At 73.4% G+C, this 21,031-nt stretch carries 17 protein-coding genes and 2 riboswitches; of the genes, 14 read left to right on the top strand and 3 right to left on the bottom strand.

The features are described from left to right. The first annotated feature begins 102 nt into the window (after positions 1 to 102). The 7 genes from ABT106_RS24160 to ABT106_RS24130 all read left to right on the top strand — a co-directional run bounded on the left by ABT106_RS24160 (position 103) and on the right by ABT106_RS24130 (position 6,465). On the top strand, positions 103 to 975 hold the full coding sequence (locus ABT106_RS24160) for a siderophore-interacting protein (RefSeq protein WP_351280911.1): 873 nt from the start codon (positions 103 to 105) through the stop codon (positions 973 to 975). Between the two features lie 56 nt (positions 976 to 1,031). Continuing rightward, positions 1,032 to 1,886, top strand: a complete 855-nt coding sequence (locus tag ABT106_RS24155) for a 2,3-dihydro-2,3-dihydroxybenzoate dehydrogenase (RefSeq protein ID WP_351280909.1) — start codon at positions 1,032 to 1,034, stop codon at positions 1,884 to 1,886. Positions 1,887 to 2,047: 161 nt separating this feature from the next. Then, positions 2,048 to 3,253 (top strand): isochorismate synthase DhbC, encoded by a 1,206-nt coding sequence (dhbC, locus tag ABT106_RS24150; protein WP_351280906.1) that lies wholly within the window; start codon positions 2,048 to 2,050, stop codon positions 3,251 to 3,253. Then, positions 3,250 to 4,947 carry a (2,3-dihydroxybenzoyl)adenylate synthase gene (locus ABT106_RS24145; protein WP_351280903.1) on the top strand — a complete coding sequence of 566 codons (1,698 nt, stop codon included), beginning with the start codon at positions 3,250 to 3,252 and terminating at the stop codon, positions 4,945 to 4,947. Before dhbC ends, ABT106_RS24145 begins: the two co-directional genes overlap by 4 nt. 12 nt (positions 4,948 to 4,959) lie before the next feature. Next, positions 4,960 to 5,592 carry an isochorismatase family protein gene (locus ABT106_RS24140; RefSeq protein WP_351280901.1) on the top strand — a complete coding sequence of 211 codons (633 nt, stop codon included), beginning with the start codon at positions 4,960 to 4,962 and terminating at the stop codon, positions 5,590 to 5,592. A gap of 41 nt (positions 5,593 to 5,633) precedes the next feature. After that, positions 5,634 to 5,933 carry a hypothetical protein gene (locus tag ABT106_RS24135; RefSeq protein WP_351280898.1) on the top strand — a complete coding sequence of 100 codons (300 nt, stop codon included), beginning with the start codon at positions 5,634 to 5,636 and terminating at the stop codon, positions 5,931 to 5,933. Between the two features lie 79 nt (positions 5,934 to 6,012). Next, complete coding sequence (locus ABT106_RS24130) at positions 6,013 to 6,465, top strand: DoxX family protein (protein WP_351280895.1); 453 nt, start codon at positions 6,013 to 6,015, stop codon at positions 6,463 to 6,465. A gap of 68 nt (positions 6,466 to 6,533) precedes the next feature. Here the strand turns inward: ABT106_RS24130 and ABT106_RS24125 are convergent, their stop codons facing one another. Further along, positions 6,534 to 7,307 carry a helix-turn-helix transcriptional regulator gene (locus tag ABT106_RS24125; RefSeq protein ID WP_351280892.1) on the bottom strand — a complete coding sequence of 258 codons (774 nt, stop codon included), beginning with the start codon at positions 7,305 to 7,307 and terminating at the stop codon, positions 6,534 to 6,536. A gap of 137 nt (positions 7,308 to 7,444) precedes the next feature. Between ABT106_RS24125 and ABT106_RS24120 the strand changes: the two genes are divergently transcribed. From ABT106_RS24120 to ABT106_RS24100, 5 genes are all read left to right on the top strand, one after another. Then, complete coding sequence (locus tag ABT106_RS24120; protein ID WP_351280890.1) at positions 7,445 to 8,494, top strand: FecCD family ABC transporter permease; 1,050 nt, start codon at positions 7,445 to 7,447, stop codon at positions 8,492 to 8,494. A 5-nt stretch (positions 8,495 to 8,499) separates the two neighbouring features. Continuing rightward, positions 8,500 to 9,678: a FecCD family ABC transporter permease gene (locus ABT106_RS24115; protein ID WP_351280888.1), complete on the top strand. Its 1,179-nt coding sequence runs from the start codon at positions 8,500 to 8,502 to the stop codon at positions 9,676 to 9,678. Continuing rightward, the gene (locus ABT106_RS24110) at positions 9,675 to 10,556 is read left to right on the top strand and encodes an ABC transporter ATP-binding protein (protein ID WP_351280885.1); all 882 of its coding nucleotides are present in this window, start codon (positions 9,675 to 9,677) and stop codon (positions 10,554 to 10,556) included. Before ABT106_RS24115 ends, ABT106_RS24110 begins: the two co-directional genes overlap by 4 nt. 12 nt (positions 10,557 to 10,568) lie before the next feature. Continuing rightward, positions 10,569 to 11,612 (top strand): ABC transporter substrate-binding protein, encoded by a 1,044-nt coding sequence (locus tag ABT106_RS24105; RefSeq protein WP_351280883.1) that lies wholly within the window; start codon positions 10,569 to 10,571, stop codon positions 11,610 to 11,612. A gap of 187 nt (positions 11,613 to 11,799) precedes the next feature. Then, a complete protein-coding gene (locus ABT106_RS24100) occupies positions 11,800 to 13,647 on the top strand; it encodes an SIP domain-containing protein (RefSeq protein ID WP_351280880.1) in 1,848 nt (615 codons plus the stop codon). Between the two features lie 124 nt (positions 13,648 to 13,771). Here the strand turns inward: ABT106_RS24100 and ABT106_RS24095 are convergent, their stop codons facing one another. Beyond that, a complete protein-coding gene (locus tag ABT106_RS24095) occupies positions 13,772 to 15,121 on the bottom strand; it encodes a lysine N(6)-hydroxylase/L-ornithine N(5)-oxygenase family protein (protein ID WP_351280878.1) in 1,350 nt (449 codons plus the stop codon). A gap of 287 nt (positions 15,122 to 15,408) precedes the next feature. Further along, positions 15,409 to 15,529, top strand: a riboswitch (cobalamin riboswitch). 153 nt (positions 15,530 to 15,682) lie between these two features. Between ABT106_RS24095 and ABT106_RS24090 the strand changes: the two genes are divergently transcribed. Then, the gene (locus tag ABT106_RS24090; protein WP_351280876.1) at positions 15,683 to 16,171 is read left to right on the top strand and encodes a DUF4430 domain-containing protein; all 489 of its coding nucleotides are present in this window, start codon (positions 15,683 to 15,685) and stop codon (positions 16,169 to 16,171) included. 49 nt (positions 16,172 to 16,220) lie between these two features. Here the strand turns inward: ABT106_RS24090 and ABT106_RS24085 are convergent, their stop codons facing one another. Then, complete coding sequence (locus ABT106_RS24085; RefSeq protein WP_351280874.1) at positions 16,221 to 17,636, bottom strand: prenyltransferase/squalene oxidase repeat-containing protein; 1,416 nt, start codon at positions 17,634 to 17,636, stop codon at positions 16,221 to 16,223. Positions 17,637 to 17,741: 105 nt separating this feature from the next. Beyond that, a riboswitch (cobalamin riboswitch) is annotated at positions 17,742 to 17,867 on the bottom strand. 319 nt (positions 17,868 to 18,186) lie between these two features. On the opposite strand from ABT106_RS24085, the gene ABT106_RS24080 reads away from it, so the two are divergent. After that, complete coding sequence (locus ABT106_RS24080; RefSeq protein WP_351280872.1) at positions 18,187 to 20,979, top strand: prenyltransferase/squalene oxidase repeat-containing protein; 2,793 nt, start codon at positions 18,187 to 18,189, stop codon at positions 20,977 to 20,979. Positions 20,980 to 21,031: the final 52 nt, after the last annotated feature.

Below are 21,031 nucleotides of genomic sequence, written 5' to 3'. Positions count from 1 at the left end.
GCCCACGCAGCCGGAACTGGTGTTGGCGCCCCCGGCCCGCCCCGCCCGCGTCCCCGGGGCGCCCGAACGTCCCCGTCCTCCCCACGGAAGTGAGACCGCCCCATGGCCACCAGCCCCCGGCCGACCGTCGACGTCGTCTACCACGACATCAGCGTCCGCACCCTGGAGGTGCTGCGGGTGCGCCGGGTGACGCCCCGCATGGTCCGCGTCACCCTCGGCGGGCCGGAACTCGCGGGCTTCGTCGACCGCTCTCCCGCCGACCACGTCAAGGTGTTCTTTCCCGATCCGGTGACGCGGGCTCTCGTCCTGCCGAGGGTGGCGGACGACGGCGACGGCCTGGAGTTCCCCACGCAGCCACCGTTCCCGGTGTCCCGGGACTACACCACCCGCCGGTACGACGCCGCGGCGGGGGAACTGGACCTGGACTTCGTCCTGCACGGCCGCGGGGTGGCCTCGCGGTGGGCGGAGGGGGCCGAGCCGGGGACGCGGCTCGGGGTGGCGGGGCCGCGCGGCTCGATCACGGTGCCGTGGGAGTTCGACTGGTACCTGTTCGCGGGGGACGAGACGGCCCTGCCGGCCATCGCCCGGATGCTGGAGGACCTGCCGGAGGGGGCGCCCGCCAAGGTCTTCCTCCTCGTCGACGACGCGGGCGAGGAGGAGGAGCTGCCGACGCGGGCCGACGCCGAGATCGTCTGGCTGCATCGCGGCGGACTCGCGCACGGCGAGGGCGACTTCCTGGAGCGGGCCGTACGGGGCGTGGAGTTCCTGCCGGGCCTGCCCTTCATCTGGGTCGCGGGCGAGGCCGGGGAGCTGAGGCCGGTCCGCCGCTACCTGCACCAAGAGTTGCGCCTGGACCGCGACTACACGGACGTGGACGGGTTCTGGAAGCGTGGTGCGGTCGATCTCGACCACCACGCGCCGCAGGACGAGGACGAGGCCGCGGAGGGCACCGAGGGGAACCCGCCTGCCGCGTAGTGACGTTCGGCATTTTATTAGGTTAGGCTTACCTAAGATTTTAGGGAGGGGGCGGCATGTCCGACCACAGTGTGCCCGGCAACCCCGGGAGCAGCGGCTTCACCGGGAAGGTCGCGCTCGTCACCGGCGCGGGCCAGGGCATCGGCGAGGCGGTCGTGCGCGCGTTGTTCCGCCTCGGCGCCACGGTGGCCGCGACCGACGTCTCGGCTCCGGCGGTGGCCGAACTGGCCGCGGAACTGGGCCCGTCGGCCGCGGGCCCCGCGGCCGACGGGGAGGCGGACCACGGCACCCGGGCCGGCACCGTCCGCGCCTACGGACTCGACGTCACCGACCGGATGGCCGTCGACCGGACCGTCGCGCTGGTCGAGCGGGAGCTCGGCCCCGTCGACATCCTGGTGAACGTGGCCGGGATCCTGCGCGCGGCCCCGGTCGCGGAACTGACCGACGAGGACTGGACGGCGACGTTCGGCGTCAACGCCCAGGGGGTCTTCTTCGTCTCCCGCGCGGTCGTTCCCGGCATGGCGGAGCGCGGCTCCGGCAGTGTGGTCACCGTCGCCTCGAACGCCGCCGGGATCCCGCGCGCCGGCATGGCCGCGTACGCCGCCTCCAAGGCCGCCGCCGTCATGTTCACCAAGTGTCTGGGCCTGGAGTACGCCCGCAGCGGGGTCCGCTGCAACGTCGTGGCGCCCGGTTCCACCCACACCCCGATGCAGTGGGGCCTGTGGACCGACCCGGACGCACCCGCCCGGGTCCTGGACGGCGATCTCGCGTCGTACCGCACGGGTATCCCGCTGGGCCGCATCGCCGACCCGGCCGACATCGCGGACGCCGTGGTCTTCCTCGCCTCGGAGCAGGCCCGCCACATCACCATGCAGGACCTCTACGTGGACGGCGGGGCCACGCTGCGCTGACCGCGCGGCAGCCCCCGTCCTCCCCGTCACGCCACCCGCGCCACGCACCCGCCCGCCATCCGCCATCCGCCATCCGCCATCCGCCATCCGCCATCCGCACCACCGCAGCCGGTCACCGCCCGGCCGCCCCCACCTGCCCCCACCTCTGAAGAGGAGTCACCGTGCCGACGGTCCACCAAGTCGCCACGTCCCCCGCACCGGCCGCTCCGGCGCACCCTTCCGTCGGCGCCGCCACCGCTCTGCTCGACGCGTACGGGACCGGAGCACGCTTCCTCGCGACCCCTTCCCGGACCCTGCTCGCCCACGGAGTGCGCCACGAGGTCCCGCACTCCGCCGAGCCCCTGTCGGAACGCGTCGCCGAGGTACTGGCCGAGGCCCGCCGGTCCGGGCACCCGTGGCCCATGGTGATCGGTGCGATCCCCTTCGACCCGGACGCCCCGGCCGCCCTCGTCGTTCCGGAGACGCTGCGCAGCGGCCCGCCGCTCGCCTCCGACCCGCTGATCGGACTGCCCTCGGCCGGTCCCGCGCCCGCCGACTGGTCCATCACCCCGGTCCCCGAGCCCGACGTCTACGGCAAGGGCGTGGCCTCGGCCGTGGACCGCATGTGGAAGGGCGAGTTCAACAAGGTCGTCCTGGCGCGCTCGCTGGAGCTCGTCTCCGACAGACCGCTGGACATACCGGCCATGCTCCAGCGCCTCGCCCGGCGCGACCCGTCCGGCTACACCTTCGCGCTCCCCACCGCCCCCGGCCGCGACCTGCTCGGCGCCAGCCCCGAACTGCTGCTCTCCCGCCGGGGCGACCGGCTGACATCCAACCCGCTCGCCGGCTCGACCCCGCGCAGCGCGGACCTCGCCGAGGACGTGCGCAGGGCGGCCGCCCTGCTCCAGTCCGCCAAGGACCTGCACGAACACGCCGTCGTCGTCGACGCGGTGCACCAGGCGATGGCCCCGTACTGCTCCTCCCTGGAGGTGCCGGAGCGCCCGACCCTGCTGCGCACGGCCACGATGTGGCACCTGTCGACGACCGTGACCGGCGTGCTCACCCGGCCCGACGTCTCGGCGCTGGAGATCGCCTCCAGCCTGCACCCGACCCCGGCCGTCTGCGGCAGCCCGACCGACGTGGCGCGGCGGGTCATCCGCGAGACCGAGCCCTTCGACCGCGGCTTCTTCACCGGCATGATCGGCTGGGAGGACGCCACCGGCGACGGCGAGTGGGTCGTCACCATCCGCTGCGCCGAGGCCGAGGAGAACCGGCTGCGCCTGTACGCCGGGGCGGGCATCGTCTCCGCGTCCGAGCCCGAGGCGGAGACCGCGGAGACCGCCGCGAAGTTCCGTACCTTCCTGCAGGCCGTCGGAGCCCGGCTGTGAGCGTTCCCGCACCCGCCTGGCTGCCCTGGCCCGCCGAGTTCGCCGAGCGCTACCGCGCGGCCGGCTGGTGGCGCGGCGAGACCTTCGGCTCCGTGCTCCGGGACCGGGCCTCGGCCCACCCGGACCGGATCGCCCTCGTCGACCCGGCCGGCGGCCCGGACGGCGGGCGCCGCACCTGGACCTACGCCGAGCTCGACGCGCGGGCCGACCGGATGGCCGCCGGTCTCACGGCCCGCGGCATCGGCGCCGGTGACACGGTCGTCGTCCAGCTCCCGAACACGGCCGAGTTCTTCGAGGTCGTCTTCGCCCTGTTCCGGATCGGCGCTCTGCCGGTCTTCGCGCTGCCCGCGCACCGCCGGACCGAGATCGCGTACTTCTGCTCCTTCACCGGGGCGGTCGCCTACGTGATCCCCTCGGTCCACGGCGGCTTCGACCACCGCGGGCTGGCCTCGCAGGTGCGCGCCGAAGTGCCGGGCCTGCGCGAGGTGTTCGTCGCGGACGGCGACCCGGGGGACTTCACCGCCCTGTCCGAGGTCCCGCTCGACGTGCCCGCGGGCGGCCTGCCCGCCGGGCCCGCCCCCGAGGACCTGGCCTTCCTCCAGCTCTCCGGCGGCAGCACCGGCGTCCCCAAGCTGATCCCCCGCACCCACGACGACTACATCTACTCGCTGTGGGGCTCGAACGAGATCTGCGGGGTGGACGCGGACTCCGTCTACCTGGTGGCCCTGCCCGCAGCCCACAACTTCCCGCTGTCCTCGCCCGGTTCACTGGGCGTCCTGTACGCGGGCGGCCGGGTCGTGCTGTGCCCGCGGCCGGTTCCCGACGCCGCCTTCCCGCTGATCGAGTCCGAGGGCGTGACGATCACCGGTCTGGTCCCGCCGCTGGCCCTGCTGTGGACGGAGGCGGCCGCGCACACCGACCGCGACCTGAGCAGCCTGGACGTCCTGCTCGTGGGCGGCGCCAAGTTCAGCGAGGAGGCCGCCCGCCGGGTCCGGCCCGGCCTGGGATGCACGCTCCAGCAGGTGTTCGGGATGGCGGAGGGGCTGGTGAACTACACCCGTCTCGACGACCCCGAGGAGACGATCGTCACCACCCAGGGACGGCCGATCTCCGCCGGTGACGAGATCCGGGTCGTGGACGACGAGGACCGCGAGGTCCCCGCCGGCGAGCCGGGCCACCTGCTGACCCGCGGCCCGTACACCATCCGCGGGTACTGGAACGCCCCCGAGCACAACGCCCGTTCGTTCACCCCGGACGGCTTCTACCGCACCGGTGACATCGTCCGCGTGACGCCCACCGGGCACCTCGTGGTCGAGGGGCGCGCCAAGGACCAGATCAACCGGGGCGGCGAGAAGATCGCGGCGGAGGAGGTGGAGAACCACATCCTGGCGCACCCGTCCGTTCACGACGCGAACGTGATCGGCGAGCCCGACGCCTACCTCGGCGAGCGCACCTGCGCGTACGTGATCCTGCGCGAGGGCGCCGAACCGCTGCGGCCCGCGGCGGTGAAGAAGTTCGTGCGCGAGCGCGGCCTGGCCGCGTACAAGGTGCCCGACCGGGTCGAGTTCGTCGGCGTGTTCCCCAAGACGGGTGTGGGGAAGGTATCCAAACGGGACCTGCGCGCGGCCGACCCGCTGCCGCTCCCCCGGCCCGCCGGCTCCGTACCCGTCCCCGCCCCGCTCCCCCCGCACTGAACGGAAGCACCCATGGCCCTGCCCGCCATCGCCCCCTACCCGCTGCCGACCGCCGACGAGCTGCCCGCCAACCGCGTCGGCTGGACGGTGGACCCGGACCGCGCGCTACTGCTCGTCCACGACCTGCAGAACTACTTCCTGTCGGCCTTCGAGGACGGCGCCCAGCCCGTCACCGGGATGCTCCAGCAGGTGGCCCGGCTGAAGAAGGAGGCGGGGCGGGCCGGCGTGCCGGTCTTCTACACCGCGCAGCCGGGCGGCCAGAGCGCGGCCGAGCGGGGCCTCCAGCAGGACTTCTGGGGGCCCGGCCTGCCGGACGATCCCCAGGCCGCCGCCATCGCCCCCTCGGTGGCGCCCGGTCCGGACGACACGGTCCTGACCAAGTGGAAGTACAGCGCCTTCGTACGGACCGACCTCGCGGAGCGGATGCGCGAGATGGGCCGCGACCAGCTGGTGATCACCGGGGTGTACGCGCACATCGGTGTCCTGATGACCGCCTGCGACGCGTGGATGCGGGACATCCAGGCGTTCCTGGTCGCGGACGCCGTCGCCGACTTCTCCGCCCGGGAGCACCGGATGGCCCTGGAGTGGGCCGCGGGCCGCTGCGCCGTGGTCACCACGGCCGACCGGGTATGCGCGTCGCTGTGAGACAGGCCCCGCCCCGGGCCCGGTCACGGGCGGGGGCGCGGGTGCCTGACGTACCGGAGGCGCGGCGGCACGTGCCGCCCGTGGCGCCCGTACCGCCTGTACCGCCCGTCCACCCCGTGCCACTGCCGGTGCCGCTGCCCGGGCAGACCCGGGTGTGGCCCGTGCCGGTGGCCGAGAACACGGCGGCGGCCACCGCCCGCCGGGGCGGGCTGGACGGCGCCCGCCTGCCCTGCGTGGGCACGGCCGCGGAACCGGCGCGGCACCCCGAACACCAGGTGTACGAGCTGCCCGCACCACCGGGCCGGGTCGCGGCCCTGGCCCTGGCCTGGCCCCGGCTCTGACCCTCTGGACCGGCTGACGGTCCTCCCCCACGTCCAACCCCCACGTCCCCGCCCCCACCCGACCCGAAGGAACTCCCTCATGACGGAACGTCTGAACAATGCCCGGCCCTACGCCCTGGGCCTCTTCCGCATCGTCACCGGACTCCTCTTCGCCTGCCACGGCGCCGCCTCGCTCTTCGGCGTCCTCGGCGGCGCGCACGGCGGCGGTACGGTTCCCGTGGGCGCGTGGCCGGGCTGGTACGCGGCGGTGATCCAGCTCGTGGGCGGCGCCCTGATCCTGCTGGGCGCCGGTACGCGCAGCGCCGCGTTCGTCGCCTCCGGCTCGATGGCGTACGCCTACTTCACGGCCCACCAGGCGGACGCCCTCTGGCCCCTCCAGAACGGCGGCGAGTCCTCCGCGATGTACTGCTGGGCGTTCCTGCTGCTCGTCTTCACCGGCCCGGGCGCCTTCGCCCTGGAGGGCCTGCTGCCCGCCCGCGGCAGCCGCGCCGCGGAGCCCGAGCAGCGGCCGCGGACGGCCGCGGCCGCCTAGGCTGTCGTCGGACTCGTTCCTGCCCCGTGCCCGGCTTCCCCGGGCACGGGGCACATCCGTGCCCGGCCTCAGGCCGAGCGCGCCAGGGAGTTCTTCATGTACGCGCCGGGCGTCTGCCCGAAGTGGCGGCGGAAGGCGAGTATGTAGCCGTTGGTGCTGACGAAGCCGACCCGGGCGGCGACCGTGCTGACCAAGTGGCCCTGTTCCAGCAGGCACAGCGAGTGGTTGAGCCGGAGCCGGGTGCGCCACTCGGAGAAGGCCATGCCGGTTTCGGTGCGGAAGGCCCGGCGCAGGCTGGTCGAACTCGTGTAGAGGTTCTCCGCCCACTCCGTCGCGGTGCGGGGGTCGCTCGGCGTCCGGGCGAGTTCCCGGGCCACCGCGCCGGCGGTGTGGCTCGTGGGCTGGGGCAGCGGCAGGCAGTTGCGGTGTCCGGCGCACAGCGCGGCGAAGACCCGCGGGTCGTCGTCCTCGGCTCGGGTGCTGCGCATCCGGCCGAGGACCAGCCGGCGCTGTGAGCCGGTGATGTTGATCGTGGTGACGTCCTCGTAGGGCAGCGCGAAGAGTTCGGCGTCGAACGCCTCGGCCGCGATGACGGAATCGGCTCCGAACCGGGCGCTGTGCGGGACTCCGGCCGGGATCCACAGGGCGACCGAGGCGGACAGCTCGTAGTCCCGTCCCCGGGCGGTGACCACGATCCCGCCGACCGGCACGTGGAGGAACTGGTGGAAGTCGTGCACGTGCGGGGGGTGTCCCGTCGCGGAGACGAACTCGTCGTCGGGCCGGACCTCCTGGCCCGTCCCGGCCTCCTCGTCACGCACGCTCCGCAGGCCCGTCTCGGCCACAACATCCTCCCGATACCGCCGGAGCCGATGGGTTGGCCCCTGGTTGTGAGCGGTTCGACTCCGGCATTGGACCGAACCCGCTTTGGTTAGGCTAGCCTAACTTTTAGCTTGTACAGGTGAGGAGCAACCGAAGACCCATGAAGCAATCCGCTTCGCCGACCGCACCACCCGCGCCGCCGCCCGCCAGGACCCGGTCCTCGCGCGCGGCGACGGTCCTGGTGCTCGCCGGCCTGATCGTGGCAGCCGTGACCGTGGCGAGCATCGGCCTGGGCGCGCGGGACATATCCCCGCTGGAGATCGTCCGGATCGTCCTGCACCCCGGCGCGGAGGGCTACAACAGCGACGTCCTGTGGACCGAGCGGATCCCCCGCACCTTCCTCGGCCTCGCGGTCGGCGCCGCCCTCGGCGCCTCCGGGCTGATGATGCAGGCGCTGACGATGAACCCGCTCTCCGACCCGGGCATCCTGGGCGTGGAGCAGGGGGCGGCGATGTTCGTCGTACTCGGCATCCTCTTCCTGGACATATCCGGCGTCCAGGGCTACTTCTGGATGGCGCTGACGGGCGCGGCGGTCAGCGCGGCCCTCGTCTACCTGATCGGCACCCGCACCAACGCGGGCAGTTCCACGATCGGACTCGTCCTCGCGGGCGTCGCCATGGCCGCGGTGATGTCCTCGGTCATCACCCTGCTCGTGGTCCGCGACGAGGCCGCGTACGCCAGCCTCCGCTTCTGGTCCGTCGGCCAGCTCACCGGCCGCGGCCAGTTCCTCGGCCAGATCGCCCCGTTCGCGGTCGTCGGCCTCCTGCTGGCGCTGCCGTTCGGGCGCACCCTGAACGTACTGAGCCTCGGCGACGAGACCGCCCGCGGGCTCGGCGTCCGTGTGGAGCGGGCCCGGCTGGCGAGCGCGGCCGTGGCGGTACTCCTGTGCGCCGCGGCCACGGCGGCCGTGGGACCGGTGGCGTTCGTCGGGCTGGTCGCGGCGCACTGCGCCCGGATGGTCGTCGGCGCCGACCACCGCCGGTCGCTCCCCCTGTCCATGGCCTGCGGCGCCGTCCTGCTCGTCGGGGCCGACACCGCCGGACGGCTGGTGATCGACCACGGGGAGATCCAGGTGTCCGTGATGACCGCCCTCGTGGGCACCCCCTTCTTCGTGTGGCTCGCACGCCGCCGCGACCTGGTCAGGATGTGAGTGACGTGTCGCAGACCCGAGAAGAGCGGACCCGGGAAGAGCGGACCCGGGAAGAGCGGACCCGCGAGGAGAAGGACGGTCCCGGACGGGGCCGCGCCGTACCCCTCCCCACCGCCCGGCGCGTGTCCGGCGACGCGGCGACCGCGCTCCGGACCGCCACGGCGGCCCGGCTGCGCCGCGCCCACCGGGCCAAGCACCGCCGCGCCGCCACCGTCACCGGCGCACTCCTCCTGGTCCTGCTCGCCCTCCTCGTCGCCTCCGTGCTCCTCGGCGGGGTCAAGCGGATACCGGCGGGCGACATCCTGCCCGCGGCGTTCGGCCTGCGCACGGGCCTCGCCGACTACGTGATCTTCCGGATCCGGATGCCGCGTGCCCTGGCGGCGCTGCTCGCCGGAGCCCTCTTCGGGCTGTCCGGTGCGCTGTACCAGCGGCTCATCCGCAACCCGTTGGCCACCCCCGACATCGTCGGCATCTCCGCGGGCGCGGGAGCCGGCGCCACCACCATGCTGCTGTTCGCCCCCGCGGTCCCCTTCGGGGTGCCGCTGGCCGCGATCGGCGGGGCGTTCGCCCTGGTGGCCGTGGTGCTCGCGCTGAGCCGGCGCCGCGGGCGGGTGGACACGTACCGTCTGGTCCTCGTGGGCATCGGCATGAGCGCCGTGTGCACCGCCTACGTGAACTACCTGTTCACCGTCGCCGGCCAGCACGGCATCACCCAGGTGATGCGCTGGCTGATCGGCAGCGTCAACGACGCCACCTGGGACGGGGTGTCCACCCTGGCGGGCGCCCTCGTCGTGTGCGGGATCTGTACGGTGCTCCTGGACCGCGCCCTGGGGAGCATGGCCCTCGGCGACCAGCTCGCCCTGGGACTCGGCACCCGCGTGGGCGCCGCCCGTACCGCGACCCTGCTGCTCGGGGCCGGAGCCGCGGCGCTGGCCACCAGCGTCACCGGCCCGATCGGGTTCGTCTCGCTGATCAGCGGGCCGATCGCGGTCCGGCTGGTCGGCGCCGACCGCTCCGTCGCCCTCGCCGTGCCGATCGGCGCGGTCATCGTCCTGGGCGCCGATGTCCTCGCGCAGCACGGCCCCTTGATCAGCCCGGTGCCGACGGGCGTCCTCACGGCGCTGCTGGGCGCCCCCTACTTCGTCTGGCTGATCCTCCGGCGCAGGCAAGGAGCCACCGCATGAGCGCACGTCCCGTACTCGCCACCCCGGCCACCGGGGCGGGTGCCGGTCCGGCCACCGGTCCGGACGCCGGAACCGGCACCGACGCCGGCTTCCGGCTCGAAGCCCGCGGCATCACCGCCGGTTACGACCGCAAGCCCATCATCGAGGGCCTGTCCCTCGGGATCGAGCCCGGGCGGATCACCGCGCTGGTCGGTCCGAACGCCTGCGGCAAGTCCACCCTCCTGAAGTCGGTGGCCCGCCTGCTGCCCGTCGCGGCCGGTTCGGTCCTCCTAGAGGGCCAGGACATCCACGCCCTGCCCACCCGCGAGGTGGCCCGCCGCCTCGGCATCCTGCCGCAGTCGCCGATCGCCCCCGAGTCCATCACCGTCGGGGACCTCGTCTGGCGCGGCCGCCATCCGCACCGCCAGTTCGGACAGCGGCGCACCGCCGCCGACGACGAGGTCATCGCGGACGCGCTGACGGCGACCGGCACGGCCGAGCTGATCGACCGTCCGGTCGACCAGCTCTCCGGCGGCCAGCGCCAACGCGTGTGGATCGCCCTCGCGCTCGCCCAGGACACCCCGACCCTGCTCCTGGACGAGCCGACCACCTACCTGGACATCGCGCACCAGATCGAGGTCATGGACCTCCTCGCCGACCTCAACGAGCAGTTCGGCAAGACGATCGTGCTGGTGTCCCACGACCTCAACCAGGCAGCCCTGTACGCCTCGACCATCGTCGCCATGCGCGACGGGCGGATCGTGTGCCAGGGCACCCCCGAAGAGGTCCTCACCGAGCGGACCGTGGCCGAGGTCTTCGGCCTGGACTGTCTCGTCGTCCCCCATCCCCGCTCCCACCGGCCCCAGATCTTCCCCCTGGGCCGTCGTACCCCCGCATAGGAGAGAACCACCATGTCCGTCCCGATCAGACAGCGCCGCCGCCCGGCCCGTGCCCTCGCCGCCGCCGTCGCGGCCGCCGCCTGCCTCGGCCTGCTCACCTCGTGCGGCGACGACGCCACCGCGACGAAGGACAAGCCGGCCGCCGCCGGCGCGTCCACCGGCTTCCCCGTCTCGCTCACCAACGCGTGGGGCACGACCGAGGTCAAGAAGAAGCCGGTGAAGGTCGCGACCGTCTCCGACGGCGACACCGCCATCGCGCTGGCCCTCGGCATCGTCCCGGTCATCACCCCGGACGTCGAGGACGGCAGCCCGGTCCCCGAGTACAAGCAGCGCGCCCTCGACAAGCTCGGCGGGGCCAAGCTGAAGACGTACGACGACACCGACGGCACCGCCTACGAGGCCATCGCCGCCGAGGCTCCCGACGTCATCCTCGGCATGAACACCTGGGAGATGGACGCCGACTACGCGAAGCTCCAGCCGATCGCGCCGGTCGTCACCTTCACCGACAAGGCCCACGCCGACACCCTCACCTGGCAGGACCGGCTGAAGACGGCCGCGAAGGCCCTCGGTCTGAGCGCCAAGGCGGACGAGGTGATCGCCGCGAACGAGAAGGCCACCACCGACGCCGCGGCCGCGCACCCCGAGTTCAAGGGCAAGACGTACACCTACACGGTGGTCCACCCGGAGCAGGTCAGCTTCATGTCCTACGCCGACCAGGACCCGGGCGTCTTCGAGAAGCTCGGCTTCGCCAAGACCGACAAGGCGAAGAACTACGCGCCGGACAAGAACGGCGTCAGCCTGGAGAACCTCGACCAGCTCGACGCCGACGTCCTCCTCGTGACCTACCCCTTCGGTGACCGCGGTGTGATCAGCGCGAAGGACCTGGAGTCCAACAAGCTGTTCCAGTCGCTCAACTCGGTGAAGGGCAAGCACTTCACGGTGATCCCCTCGGACAACTCGCTGTCCTCCGCCATCGCCTACCCGGACCCGCTGAGCGCCTCGTGGGTCGTCGAGCAGCTCACCCCGCTGCTCGCCAAGGCCGTCGCCGGCCAGTAGGTCCGCCGCCGCCCCGCGCACCGGACGGGCCCGCCTCCCCCGGGAGGCGGGCCCGTCCGCGCGTCCGGCGTCCGGATTGCGCGCGCGGTGGCAGCGTCGTGGCCCGCGGGTTGGATGCGGCGCCCGTCCGGGAACGTAGCGTGGCCGTACCCGCGGATGTACCGGTCGGGCGTGAAGGAGCAGTCAGATGTCCACCCGCAGTCCCCGCTCGGTCGTCACCTTCCCCATCGTGCTCAGGGAGCTGACGGTGTTGCGCGTCTCGGACGTCACGCCGGGGATGCGGCGGGTGACGCTCGGCGGGCCGCAGCTCCACGCCTTCGAGAACGCCGGCCTGTCCCTCCCGGAACTGCGCACCGAGGGCTTCGACGACCACGTGAAGTTCTTCTTCGCCGAGGAGGGCAGGGACCCGGTCCTGCCCCGGCAGAACGTGAGCAGCCTGGACTGGCCCGCGGACGGCCGGCCGATCTCCAAGGACTACACGCCGGTACGGTTCGACCCGGTGGCCGGGGAGATCGACTTCGACTTCGTGCGGCACGACGGCGGGATCGCCTCGTCCTGGGCGCAGGAGGCCGCTCCGGGCCGGGTGACCTGGATCGCCGGGCCGAAGATGTCGCACAGCCACCCCGAGGGCGCGGACTGGCTGCTGGTCATCGGTGACGAGACGGCCCTCCCGGCGATCGGCCGGTGGCTCGCGGAGATGCCGGCCGGCACCCGGGCCCGGGTGTTCGTCGAGGTCGGCGAGGACAGCCACCGCCAGGACCTGCCGACGAAGGCCGACGCCGAGGTCACCTGGCTGGTGCGCCACGGCGCTCCGGCGGGCCGCAGCGACCTGCTGGAGCGGGCGGTACGGGACATGGAGTGGCTGCCGGGCACGGTCTTCGTGTGGGCGGCCGGCGAGGCCGTCACGCTGAAGGGCATCCGGAGGCACCTGTCCGTGGAGCGCGGTGTGCCGCGCGACCAGACGCACATCACCGGCTACTGGAGGCGTGCCGAGATCGCGCCGGGCCTCTCCGCGCCCGCCGACCCGGACGCCCTGGAGGGCGAGGACGCGCACGAGCGGCTGCACGAGCTCACCGATCTGGCCCCCGGGCTGGCCATCCGCGTCGCCGTCACCCTCGGCCTGGTCGACCTCGTCTACCAGGGCGTGCGGGACCTCGCGGAGCTGGCGCGGCGCAGCGGCACGGACGCCCGTACGCTCGGCGCGCTGCTGAAGTACCTCGTGGAGATCGAGGTGTTCGGCCTGGCGGACGACGGCTACCGGCTGACCCCGGTGGGCGAGGAGCTGGTCGAGGACGACCACTCGTCGCAGGAGTACGACCTGCGCGGCGCGCAGGCCGCCTTCGACCTGTCGCTGGCGGGCCTCGCCGAGCGGCTCCGCTCGGGCCGCAACGGCTGCCGGACCGCGTCCGGCGAGACGCTGGCCGACGCGCTGCGCACCGATGTCCGGCTGGGCGGATCCGCCCGTACGGCGATCGAGGACGAGGCGCGCTGGGTGGCCCCGGGCGTGGCCGGCGCCTACGACTGGTCGGCGGTGGAGGTGCTCGGCGCGACGGGCAGCGGCGCCGGGACCGTGGTCAACGCCCTCGTCAAGGAGTTCCCGGCGCTGCGGGTGCGGATCGCCGCGCTGCCGTCGGTGCTGGGCGTGCTCGGCGGGGAGATCCTCGACCCGGAGGTGCTGCCCCGGGTGGAGCTCGTACCGCAGTCCCACCCGCTGCCCTCGGGCGCGGGAACGCTGCTGCTGTGCCGGCTGCTGGAGTGGCTGGCGGACGAGGACGCGGTGCTGACCCTGTCGGAGGCCGCGGCGTCCCTTCCGGCGGGCGGGGCGCTCGTGCTGGTGGAGCAGGTGGAGGCCGCCGACCCGGACGACATCGACGCGGTGCTCCAGCACCTGCGGCTGACGGCGGCCTTCGGCTCCGGGCTGCGCTCGGCGCAGGACGTGACCGGCCTGGCCGAACGGGCCGGACTGGAGGTCCGCGACTGCCGCGACATCGGCTGGGACCACCGCCTGTGGGTGCTCACCGCCCCGTCGGCCTGAGCGTTCGCCGGCCCCTGGGGCCGGCACCTCCGGGGCGCGGGGGTTGTCCGCGCCCCCTCGGGGCCCGCGTGCCGGGCGCCGCGACCCGGTGGACCCTTCCGGTCGCGGCGCTGGACGACACCCCCTAGCGGGCGGAACCGATCCCGTCGGCGGCCCGGCGGGAGTCCGCGACCGGGGCGCGGCCCCGGCCGACGATCGACTCGAGGATCTCGCCGACCCTGACGGCCGTGTTCGACAGCAGGGAGGACGTGATGCCGTGCGTGTGCTCGGTGCCGCCCTGGAGGTAGACGCCGCAGCGCAGTTCGGGATCGCTCTCGACGCGGTAGTCGCGCTCGACGCGGACGCGCCCCTGCCCGTCTCGGTGGCAGAGGCCCTCGACCTCGCCGAGGAGGCCGAGGGAGTCGGCGGAGCGGTATCCGGTCGCGTAGACCAGCACGTCCGCCTCCAGCGGCTCCTTCTCCCCCGTGACGAGCGACTCGACCGTGGTGAGCACCTTGGAGGGGGTCTCCAGCACCTCCGTGAGCCGGGACACCCGGAGGAAGCGCAGCCGCTCGGTACCGAGCACCTTCTCCCGGTACTCCCGACGGTAGAGGTCGTCGATCAGGTCGATGTCCACCACGGAGTAGTTGGTGTTGGCGTGGTATTCGACCAGCTTGCGCTTGATGTCCTCCGGGGCCGTGAAGTAGGCGTCGACGGCGGAGGGGTCGAAGATCCGGTTGGCGAAGCCGCTGTCGTCGGCGGGGCTGTAGCCGTAGCGGGAGAAGACGGCGCAGACCTCGGCCCCGGGGAAGGTGCGGTGCAGGAAGGCCACGTTCTCCGCGGCGCTCTGGCCCGCGCCGACGACGATGAACCGGGACGGGTCGGTGCCCTGGAGCGCTTCCACCCGCGTCAGCAGCTCCGACGTGTGCCAGATCCGATCGGTTCGGTCGACCCCGTCCGGCATCCGCGGCCGCAGGCCGGTGCCGATGACCAGGTTGCGGGCCCGGTGGGTGACGAGTTCCGCACCGGAACGGGCCGTCACGTCCACGTACTCGATGACGCCCTCGCGCACGACGGGCCGCACGGCGACCACTTCGTGACCGTAGGACACCATGTCGTCGACCTTGGCCGCGGCCCACTCGAAGTAGTCGTGGAACTCCACCCGCAGCGGGAACAGGTTCTTGTGGTTGACGAAGTCGATCAGCCGGCCCTTGCTCTGCAGGTAGCAGAGGAAGCTGTACTCGCTCGACGGATTCCGCAGCGTCACCAGGTCCTTCAGGAACGAGACCTGCATCGTGGCGTCGTCGATCAGCATGCCCCGGTGCCAGCCGAACCGCGGCTGCCGCTCGAAGAAGTGGGCGGTGATCGCCTCCTGTCGTCCGACGCCTGCGTTGTACTCGCCGAGTGCGATCGCCATCGCCACGTTCGAGGGCCCGAAGCCGATGCCGATGAGGTCGTGGATCACTGGCGCGTCGTCAGGAAGATCCTGTGACATGTCACTCCCAATCCTGCGGGGGCAGCCGATTGCCGTGCGTGGGGGAGCCGAGAGCAGGGCACGCCGAAGGAGCGACACCCGGGCGAACTTAGGGAAGGCTAACCTGATCCCCCATGCCTGTCGATGGGCACAACGAATCCACCGCTCCCGAAACGCGTCGAACTCGTCCTGGGAATCCTCCCGTTGGGCTGCGGGCCCCTGGGGCGAGCCTCCTCGTCACAGTGGCGGAGATCACCGGATTCCCGCCACCGCGCTGCCCTATGATTCAGCTGCTCCGGGCAGCGCCCCGGAGCGCGTACCGAACGCGTCCGCGTCCGGGGGAAGCCGGTGAGACTCCGGCGCTGACCTGCAACCGTGTGCGGCCCCGTTGCCGTGAGTCGGAAAACCCGCGCGTCACGTGCACCGCTTCGCCCCGTCATGGTCTACGGCGTGGAGCCCCGGGCCAACGCCGTGCCGCCCTCCCCCGCCCGCTTCCCGCAGGCGGTTCACGGGAGACGTCCGCGCGCGGGCGGGCCGGGGTCCCCGCGCCCGGACCCCGGTTCGCACCAGGAAGGCGCTCCCATGCGCAACGTCACCATCCACCGCGCCGTGATCACCGCGGCGGCCCTCGGGCTCGCCCTCGGTACCGCTCCGGCCGTCGCCCAGGCCAAGGCGACGCCGAACACCAACGCACCCGTCAAGGTGTCCCTCTCCGTCCAGGGACCGAACGGCCTGCTCTTCAAGGGCAAGATCAAGACGAAGGGTCACGACGTCACCACCGCCACGGGCGGCACCCACACCTGCGACGGGACCAACGGCGGCGCCAACCCGACCGCCGTGCCCACTGCGACCGCGGCGCTCGACGACGCCGCCCGCAAGCGGCACTTCACCTGGGACGGCACCTGGTACGCGTCGTTCGACGACTTCTCCGTCGACACCATCAAGCAGGTCAGCGGCGGGGGCGTCGCCTACTGGAACATATCCGTCAACGGCACCCCGACCCCGGTGGGCGGCTGCCAGTTCAAGCTGAAGGCCGGCGACAAGGTCGCCTTCACCTGGACGTCCTTCTAGCCGTGCCCCGGTGCGGGCCCGCGCGCCGCGGGCCCGCACCGGTCAGGGATCAGACGCCCCAGCGCAGGGCGATGGTGTCGCCCACGTTGATGACCTTGCCGCGATCGGCGCCGGCGAAGGCCGAACCGTCGACGCCGACCTTCCAGGTGCCGGCTCCGCTGTTCGCCTTGCCGTTGACGCTGGTGATGGTGCCCGTGGCACCCGAGGACGGGGTCACCGCTGTCACGCAGCCGGCCGGGGTCGCCGCCGACGTCGCCGCCGCGAGGACGGCGCCGAGGGTGGTCGTGGTGCCGGTCGGCGTGAGGGCGACCGAGCAGACCTTCAGGCCGCCCGCGCCGTCGTCGACGGTCAGCGCCAGCCTGGTGGCCGTACCGGCCGTGAACGTCGACTGCGCGACCCACTTCGGGGCGCCCGCCGTCACCGGCGTGGGGGGCGCGGCCGTGAACCCGCCGCCGGCGACGGCGCGCAGGCCGTCGACGGAGGCGTACGCCTGCGGCGAGGTGTCGCTCGGCAGGTACTTGAAGCCACCGCCCGGGTTGAACTGCTGGGCGATCAGGAAGTCGACCGGGGTCTTGCCCGTCGAGGTGAGGAAGTCGCCGGTCTGCGGGTTGATGCCGCAGGCGCCCAGGCCGGACACGGCCCAGCCGTTGGAGTTGGTGTTGATGCCGTACAGGGAATCGAAAGCACCGGAGGAGCTGACGAGCTTCGACTTCAGGAAGTTCTTGGCCTGGACGACGTCCGCGTCGGTGTTCGGGACGCCCGCGACACACAGGGCCGCCATCGAGGCGCCCGTCATGTCGATGTCGCTCGCGGCCGCGAGCTGCGCCGGGTTGCCCTCGGCCTTGCTGAAGGTCCAGCCGCCGTCGTTGTGCTGGTTGGCCCGGATCCGGGTGATCATCGAGTCGAGCAGGGACTGCGGCACGCGCTGACCGCCCGCCTGCGTTCTGGCGCCGGCCAGGGAGAGCGCCGCGAAGACGGTCCCGTTGTAGTTCGACGACGATCCGAAGTAACCGGCCTCCGCCGTCTGCCAGTAGCCGTAGACGTTCGCGATGAGGTTGCGCGAGGCGGAGACGCGCGCCGGGTCGATGCCCGCGGCGTACGCGTTGAGCGCGCCGCGCTCGTAGTCGGTGACGACCGGCGAACCGGACGGCCAGCCGGCCGTGGAGAGCAGGTTGCGGTAGACGGTGCGGGCGTTCTTCGTCACGTCACCGCCCGGTGTGACGTCCACGGCCGCCGTGCCCGCCGCCGCGAAGGCGCTGAACGCCCACTCGTTGGAGAGACCGGAGCCGGCGTACGAACCGTCGGCGGCCTGCAGGGACTTGAGGTAGGCGACGCCGTTCGTCTTGGACGTGGCGATCTGGGCCGGTGTCGAGGTCGCGGCGGCGGGCAGCACCGTCAGGGCGAAGGCCCCGAGGGCGGCGGGCACCGCGAGCGCGACGCGGCGGGAAGACGTGGGACGGGACATGGCCTGCTCCTGAGATGAGGGACGCCGGCCGGACACACCTCTGCGCGGCCTGGGCAGGCCGGAGGCGGTGGCCGCCGTCCGATCGCGTGGTACGGCTTCCAGTGGTGCTCTGCCTCCTGGGCATTCGGGCTCGGAACGGCCCCCTGCCGTTCCACACCGCTGCGCGTCAGCCCCGGTCTCTCACCGGGTTCCCCCATGTGGCAGCCCTGGACGCTACCGGAGGGATCATGGCCGCGCCAGCGGTACCGGCACCCCTGCCCGGGAGGGCCCGCGATGAGATTCAGGCCACCTTGACGCTGCGTTTACCACCGTGTTTCACTCCGGCTGATACGCACTCAACTCCAGGGGAAGCCGGTCGGAATCCGGCGCTGACCCGCAACCGTAGGCCCGTACAGAGTGCGGGCGAGCCGGAATGCCTGGAGCCAAGTCATTCAACGAGGAACGCCGTCGCGGACTACGGCGTGGTTCGACGGGCTCCGCCGCGGCTTGCGCCGTCCCGTGGGGCCTCTTTCGCCACGCTCAGGCCGCCCGGACGACACGAGGGGCCGTGGTGGGTACCACAGAGCGAACAGACCGGCGCGCGGGCAGACGTGGACTTCTGTCCCTCCTATCGGCGGGGCTGCTCACCTTCGTCGGGGGCGTGGCGTTCGTCGCGGGCACCTCCGCCGCGACCGCCGACCCGATCGAGAGCTGCACCGCCACGACCGGCGCGGTGGTGGCCGTCGACTTCGGCCCCTTCGCCGGCAAGGTCGTGCGCGGCTGCGACGCCACCCCCACCAGCGGCTACGACCTGCTGCACGAGGCCGGGTTCACCACCGAGGGCACCGGGCACGACGGCGACGGCTTCATCTGCCGGATCGGCCACGGCGACTTCAACTCCGGTACGCAGTACCCCACTGCGGACCGCGAGGACTGCGTCCTCACCCCGCAGGCGACGGCCTACTGGTCCTACTGGACCGCTTCCCCGGGCCAGAACAGCTGGAAGTACAGCCAGTTCGGGGCCATGGACCGCAAGCCCCAGGCCGGTGACGTCGACGCCTGGGTGTTCGGCGGGACGCAGGCCGGCGGGACCACCGGCAAGCCGGCCTTCTCCCCCGACCAGGTGCGTGCCGGTGGCGGCACGGCCCCGACCCCGGACCCGACCGGCACCCCCACCGTTCCGGCCGGCGAGGTCGACGCCACGGCCGCGGCGAAGTGGCTGTCGACCCGGCTCACGGACGGCGAACGCGTCGTCGACGAGGGCGCCGACGCCCCCAACCACTTCCTCACCGTGGAGAGCGCCTACGCCCTGGCCGCGGCCGGCGGCAAGAGCACGGGCCTCGACAAGGTCACCGCCTTCCTCGCGAAGGACACCGACGCCTACGCCTACCCGGCCGGCAAGGACAAGGCGCCCGACGCCAAGGCCGCCGCCCGTCTCGCCCTGCTCGCCGCGAGCACCGAGGGCGCCCCGCGGGCCTTCGGCGGACACGACCTGGTCGGCGATCTCCTGAAGCACGTCTGCCCGTTCGGCCCCGAGACCGGGGACGCCCCCGGCTGCACGGGCAAGGGCGACTTCCCCGGTGCCGAGCAGACCGAGGGTCAGGCCCTCGCGGTGCTCGCCGTCCTGCGCGGCGGCGCCATCCCGCCCGCCGCGTCGCTGGCCCGGCTCACCGACGTCCAGTGCGAGACGGGCGGCTTCACCGGCATCCTCATCCGCGCGGGCCAGAACTGCGACCCGGACCCCATGGCCACCGGCCAGGCCGTCCTGGCGCTGCACGAGGCCGGCGGTCACGACGCGGCCCTCGGCAAGGCCCTCACGTACCTGAAGGCGGCGCAGCTCGCGGACGGCGGGTTCCCCGGCTATACGGGCGCCACCACGGGCAGCCCCTTCGCGACGGCCCACGCCGCGCAGGCGCTGCGCCTCCTCGGCGACACCGCGCGGGCCGACGCGGCCGTGTCCTGGCTCTCCAAGCAGCAGCTGGCCGACGGCGGCTTCGGCTTCGAGGGGGCCACCGAGTCCGCGATCTACCCGACGGTCCACGCGGTCCTCGCCGGCCGTCACACCAGCCTGGCGGCCCTCACCACCAAGCGGCCCGGGCCGACCGAGCCCCCGACCACCCCGCCCACCACCCCGCCGACAAGCCCGCCGACGAACCCGCCCACCTCCGCGCCCGGTGACGGCCCCGACCTCAAGAGGGGCGTCGCCTACCTCACCGGCCCGGCCAACCTCCTCCAGGGCGCCTACTACAGCGCGGGCGGCAAGACCGGCCGCGCCGACTTCGGTCTCACCATCGACGGCGCGTACGCGCTCGCCGCCACCGGCCTGGACAACGCCAGGCTCCGCGGCATCGTGGACTTCCTCGACAAGGGCGGCAAGGACGGCGAGGGACGCACCGTCATCGACTGGACCGGGCTGGGCACCAAGTACGCGTCCGGCGGCTCCCTCGGCAAGGCCGCGCTCCTCGCGGAGGCGGTCGGCCGCGACCCGCGCGCCTTCGGCGGCAACGACCTGATCGCCGCCCTCGCCAAGGGTGTGTGCGCGGCGCCGAGCCAGGCGCCCGACCGCAGCTGCGCGGCCGCGGGGAACTACACCTACACGCCGTCCGTCTTCGGCCAGGCCCTGGGGGTCATGGCGCAGTCGCGCGCCGGTGAGAAGAGCGCGGCGCAGGCGCCCGTCACCTACCTGGGGAGCCTTCAGCAGCCGTCGGGGGCCTGGCCCAGCCTGATCCCGCCGACCGGCGACGCCGACGTCGACTCCACCGCCATGGCCGCGATGGCCCTGGACCTGGCGGAGGGGGCGCGGGCCCGGGGCTCGGTGGACAGGGCCCTCGCGTGGATCGCGACGAAGCAGCTGCCCGACGGCGGCTTCCCCGGCGCCTCGGGCACCTCCGTGAACTCCACGGCGCTGGCGGTGCAGGGCCTGTCCCTGGACGCGGCCGGGTACGGCGCCCAGATCGCCAAGGCCCGTATGTTCCTGTCCGCGCAGCAGAACGCGGACGGCGGCTTCAACGTGGCGAAGGAGGGCCAGCGCGGCTCCGACGTACGGGCCTCCACCCAGGCCGTCGGCGGCGCCACCGGCATCTCCTTCGGCGTCCTGGCCCGGAGCCTGGACGGCACCGTTGCGCAGCCCACCCCGCCCCCCGGCGGCGGCACGTCCGCCGGAACGTCGGGCGGTACACCGGTCATCGTCACCCCCGGTGAGAGCGGCGGCGCGGCGGGCGGCTCCGGCGGCGGGGGCAGCCTCGCCTCGACCGGCGTCCAGGCCGGCGGCCTCGCCGCGGCGGCGGTCGTCCTCGTACTCGCCGGCCGGCGCTTCACCGTGGTCGCGCGGCGGCGCCGCGGCGCCCTCGGGGGGCCGAGATGAGGTTCCGCGCCGTCCGCGGCCTCGCCCGTGCGGCGGCCGCGCTCGGGCTGGC

Origin of the sequence: Streptomyces sp. NPDC002044 (assembly GCF_040296725.1) — a bacterium.
Classification (GTDB): Bacteria; Actinomycetota; Actinomycetes; order Streptomycetales; family Streptomycetaceae; genus Streptomyces; species Streptomyces antarcticus.
This window is presented reverse-complemented; position numbering and strand designations above follow the sequence as displayed.

Bases quoted from the DNA above. Each gene is read 5' to 3' on its own strand.
- ABT106_RS24105 (WP_351280883.1), top strand. From the start codon at position 10,569: ATGTCCGTCCCGATCAGACAGCGCCGCCGCCCGGCCCGTGCCCTCGCC.
- ABT106_RS24085 (WP_351280874.1), bottom strand. From the start codon at position 17,636: ATGTCCCGTCCCACGTCTTCCCGCCGCGTCGCGCTCGCGGTGCCCGCC.
- ABT106_RS24140 (WP_351280901.1), top strand. From the start codon at position 4,960: ATGGCCCTGCCCGCCATCGCCCCCTACCCGCTGCCGACCGCCGACGAG.
- ABT106_RS24100 (WP_351280880.1), top strand. From the start codon at position 11,800: ATGTCCACCCGCAGTCCCCGCTCGGTCGTCACCTTCCCCATCGTGCTC.
- ABT106_RS24130 (WP_351280895.1), top strand. From the start codon at position 6,013: ATGACGGAACGTCTGAACAATGCCCGGCCCTACGCCCTGGGCCTCTTC.
- ABT106_RS24095 (WP_351280878.1), bottom strand. From the start codon at position 15,121: ATGTCACAGGATCTTCCTGACGACGCGCCAGTGATCCACGACCTCATC.
- ABT106_RS24110 (WP_351280885.1), top strand. From the start codon at position 9,675: ATGAGCGCACGTCCCGTACTCGCCACCCCGGCCACCGGGGCGGGTGCC.
- ABT106_RS24090 (WP_351280876.1), top strand. From the start codon at position 15,683: ATGCGCAACGTCACCATCCACCGCGCCGTGATCACCGCGGCGGCCCTC.
- ABT106_RS24160 (WP_351280911.1), top strand. From the start codon at position 103: ATGGCCACCAGCCCCCGGCCGACCGTCGACGTCGTCTACCACGACATC.
- ABT106_RS24155 (WP_351280909.1), top strand. From the start codon at position 1,032: ATGTCCGACCACAGTGTGCCCGGCAACCCCGGGAGCAGCGGCTTCACC.
- ABT106_RS24120 (WP_351280890.1), top strand. From the start codon at position 7,445: ATGAAGCAATCCGCTTCGCCGACCGCACCACCCGCGCCGCCGCCCGCC.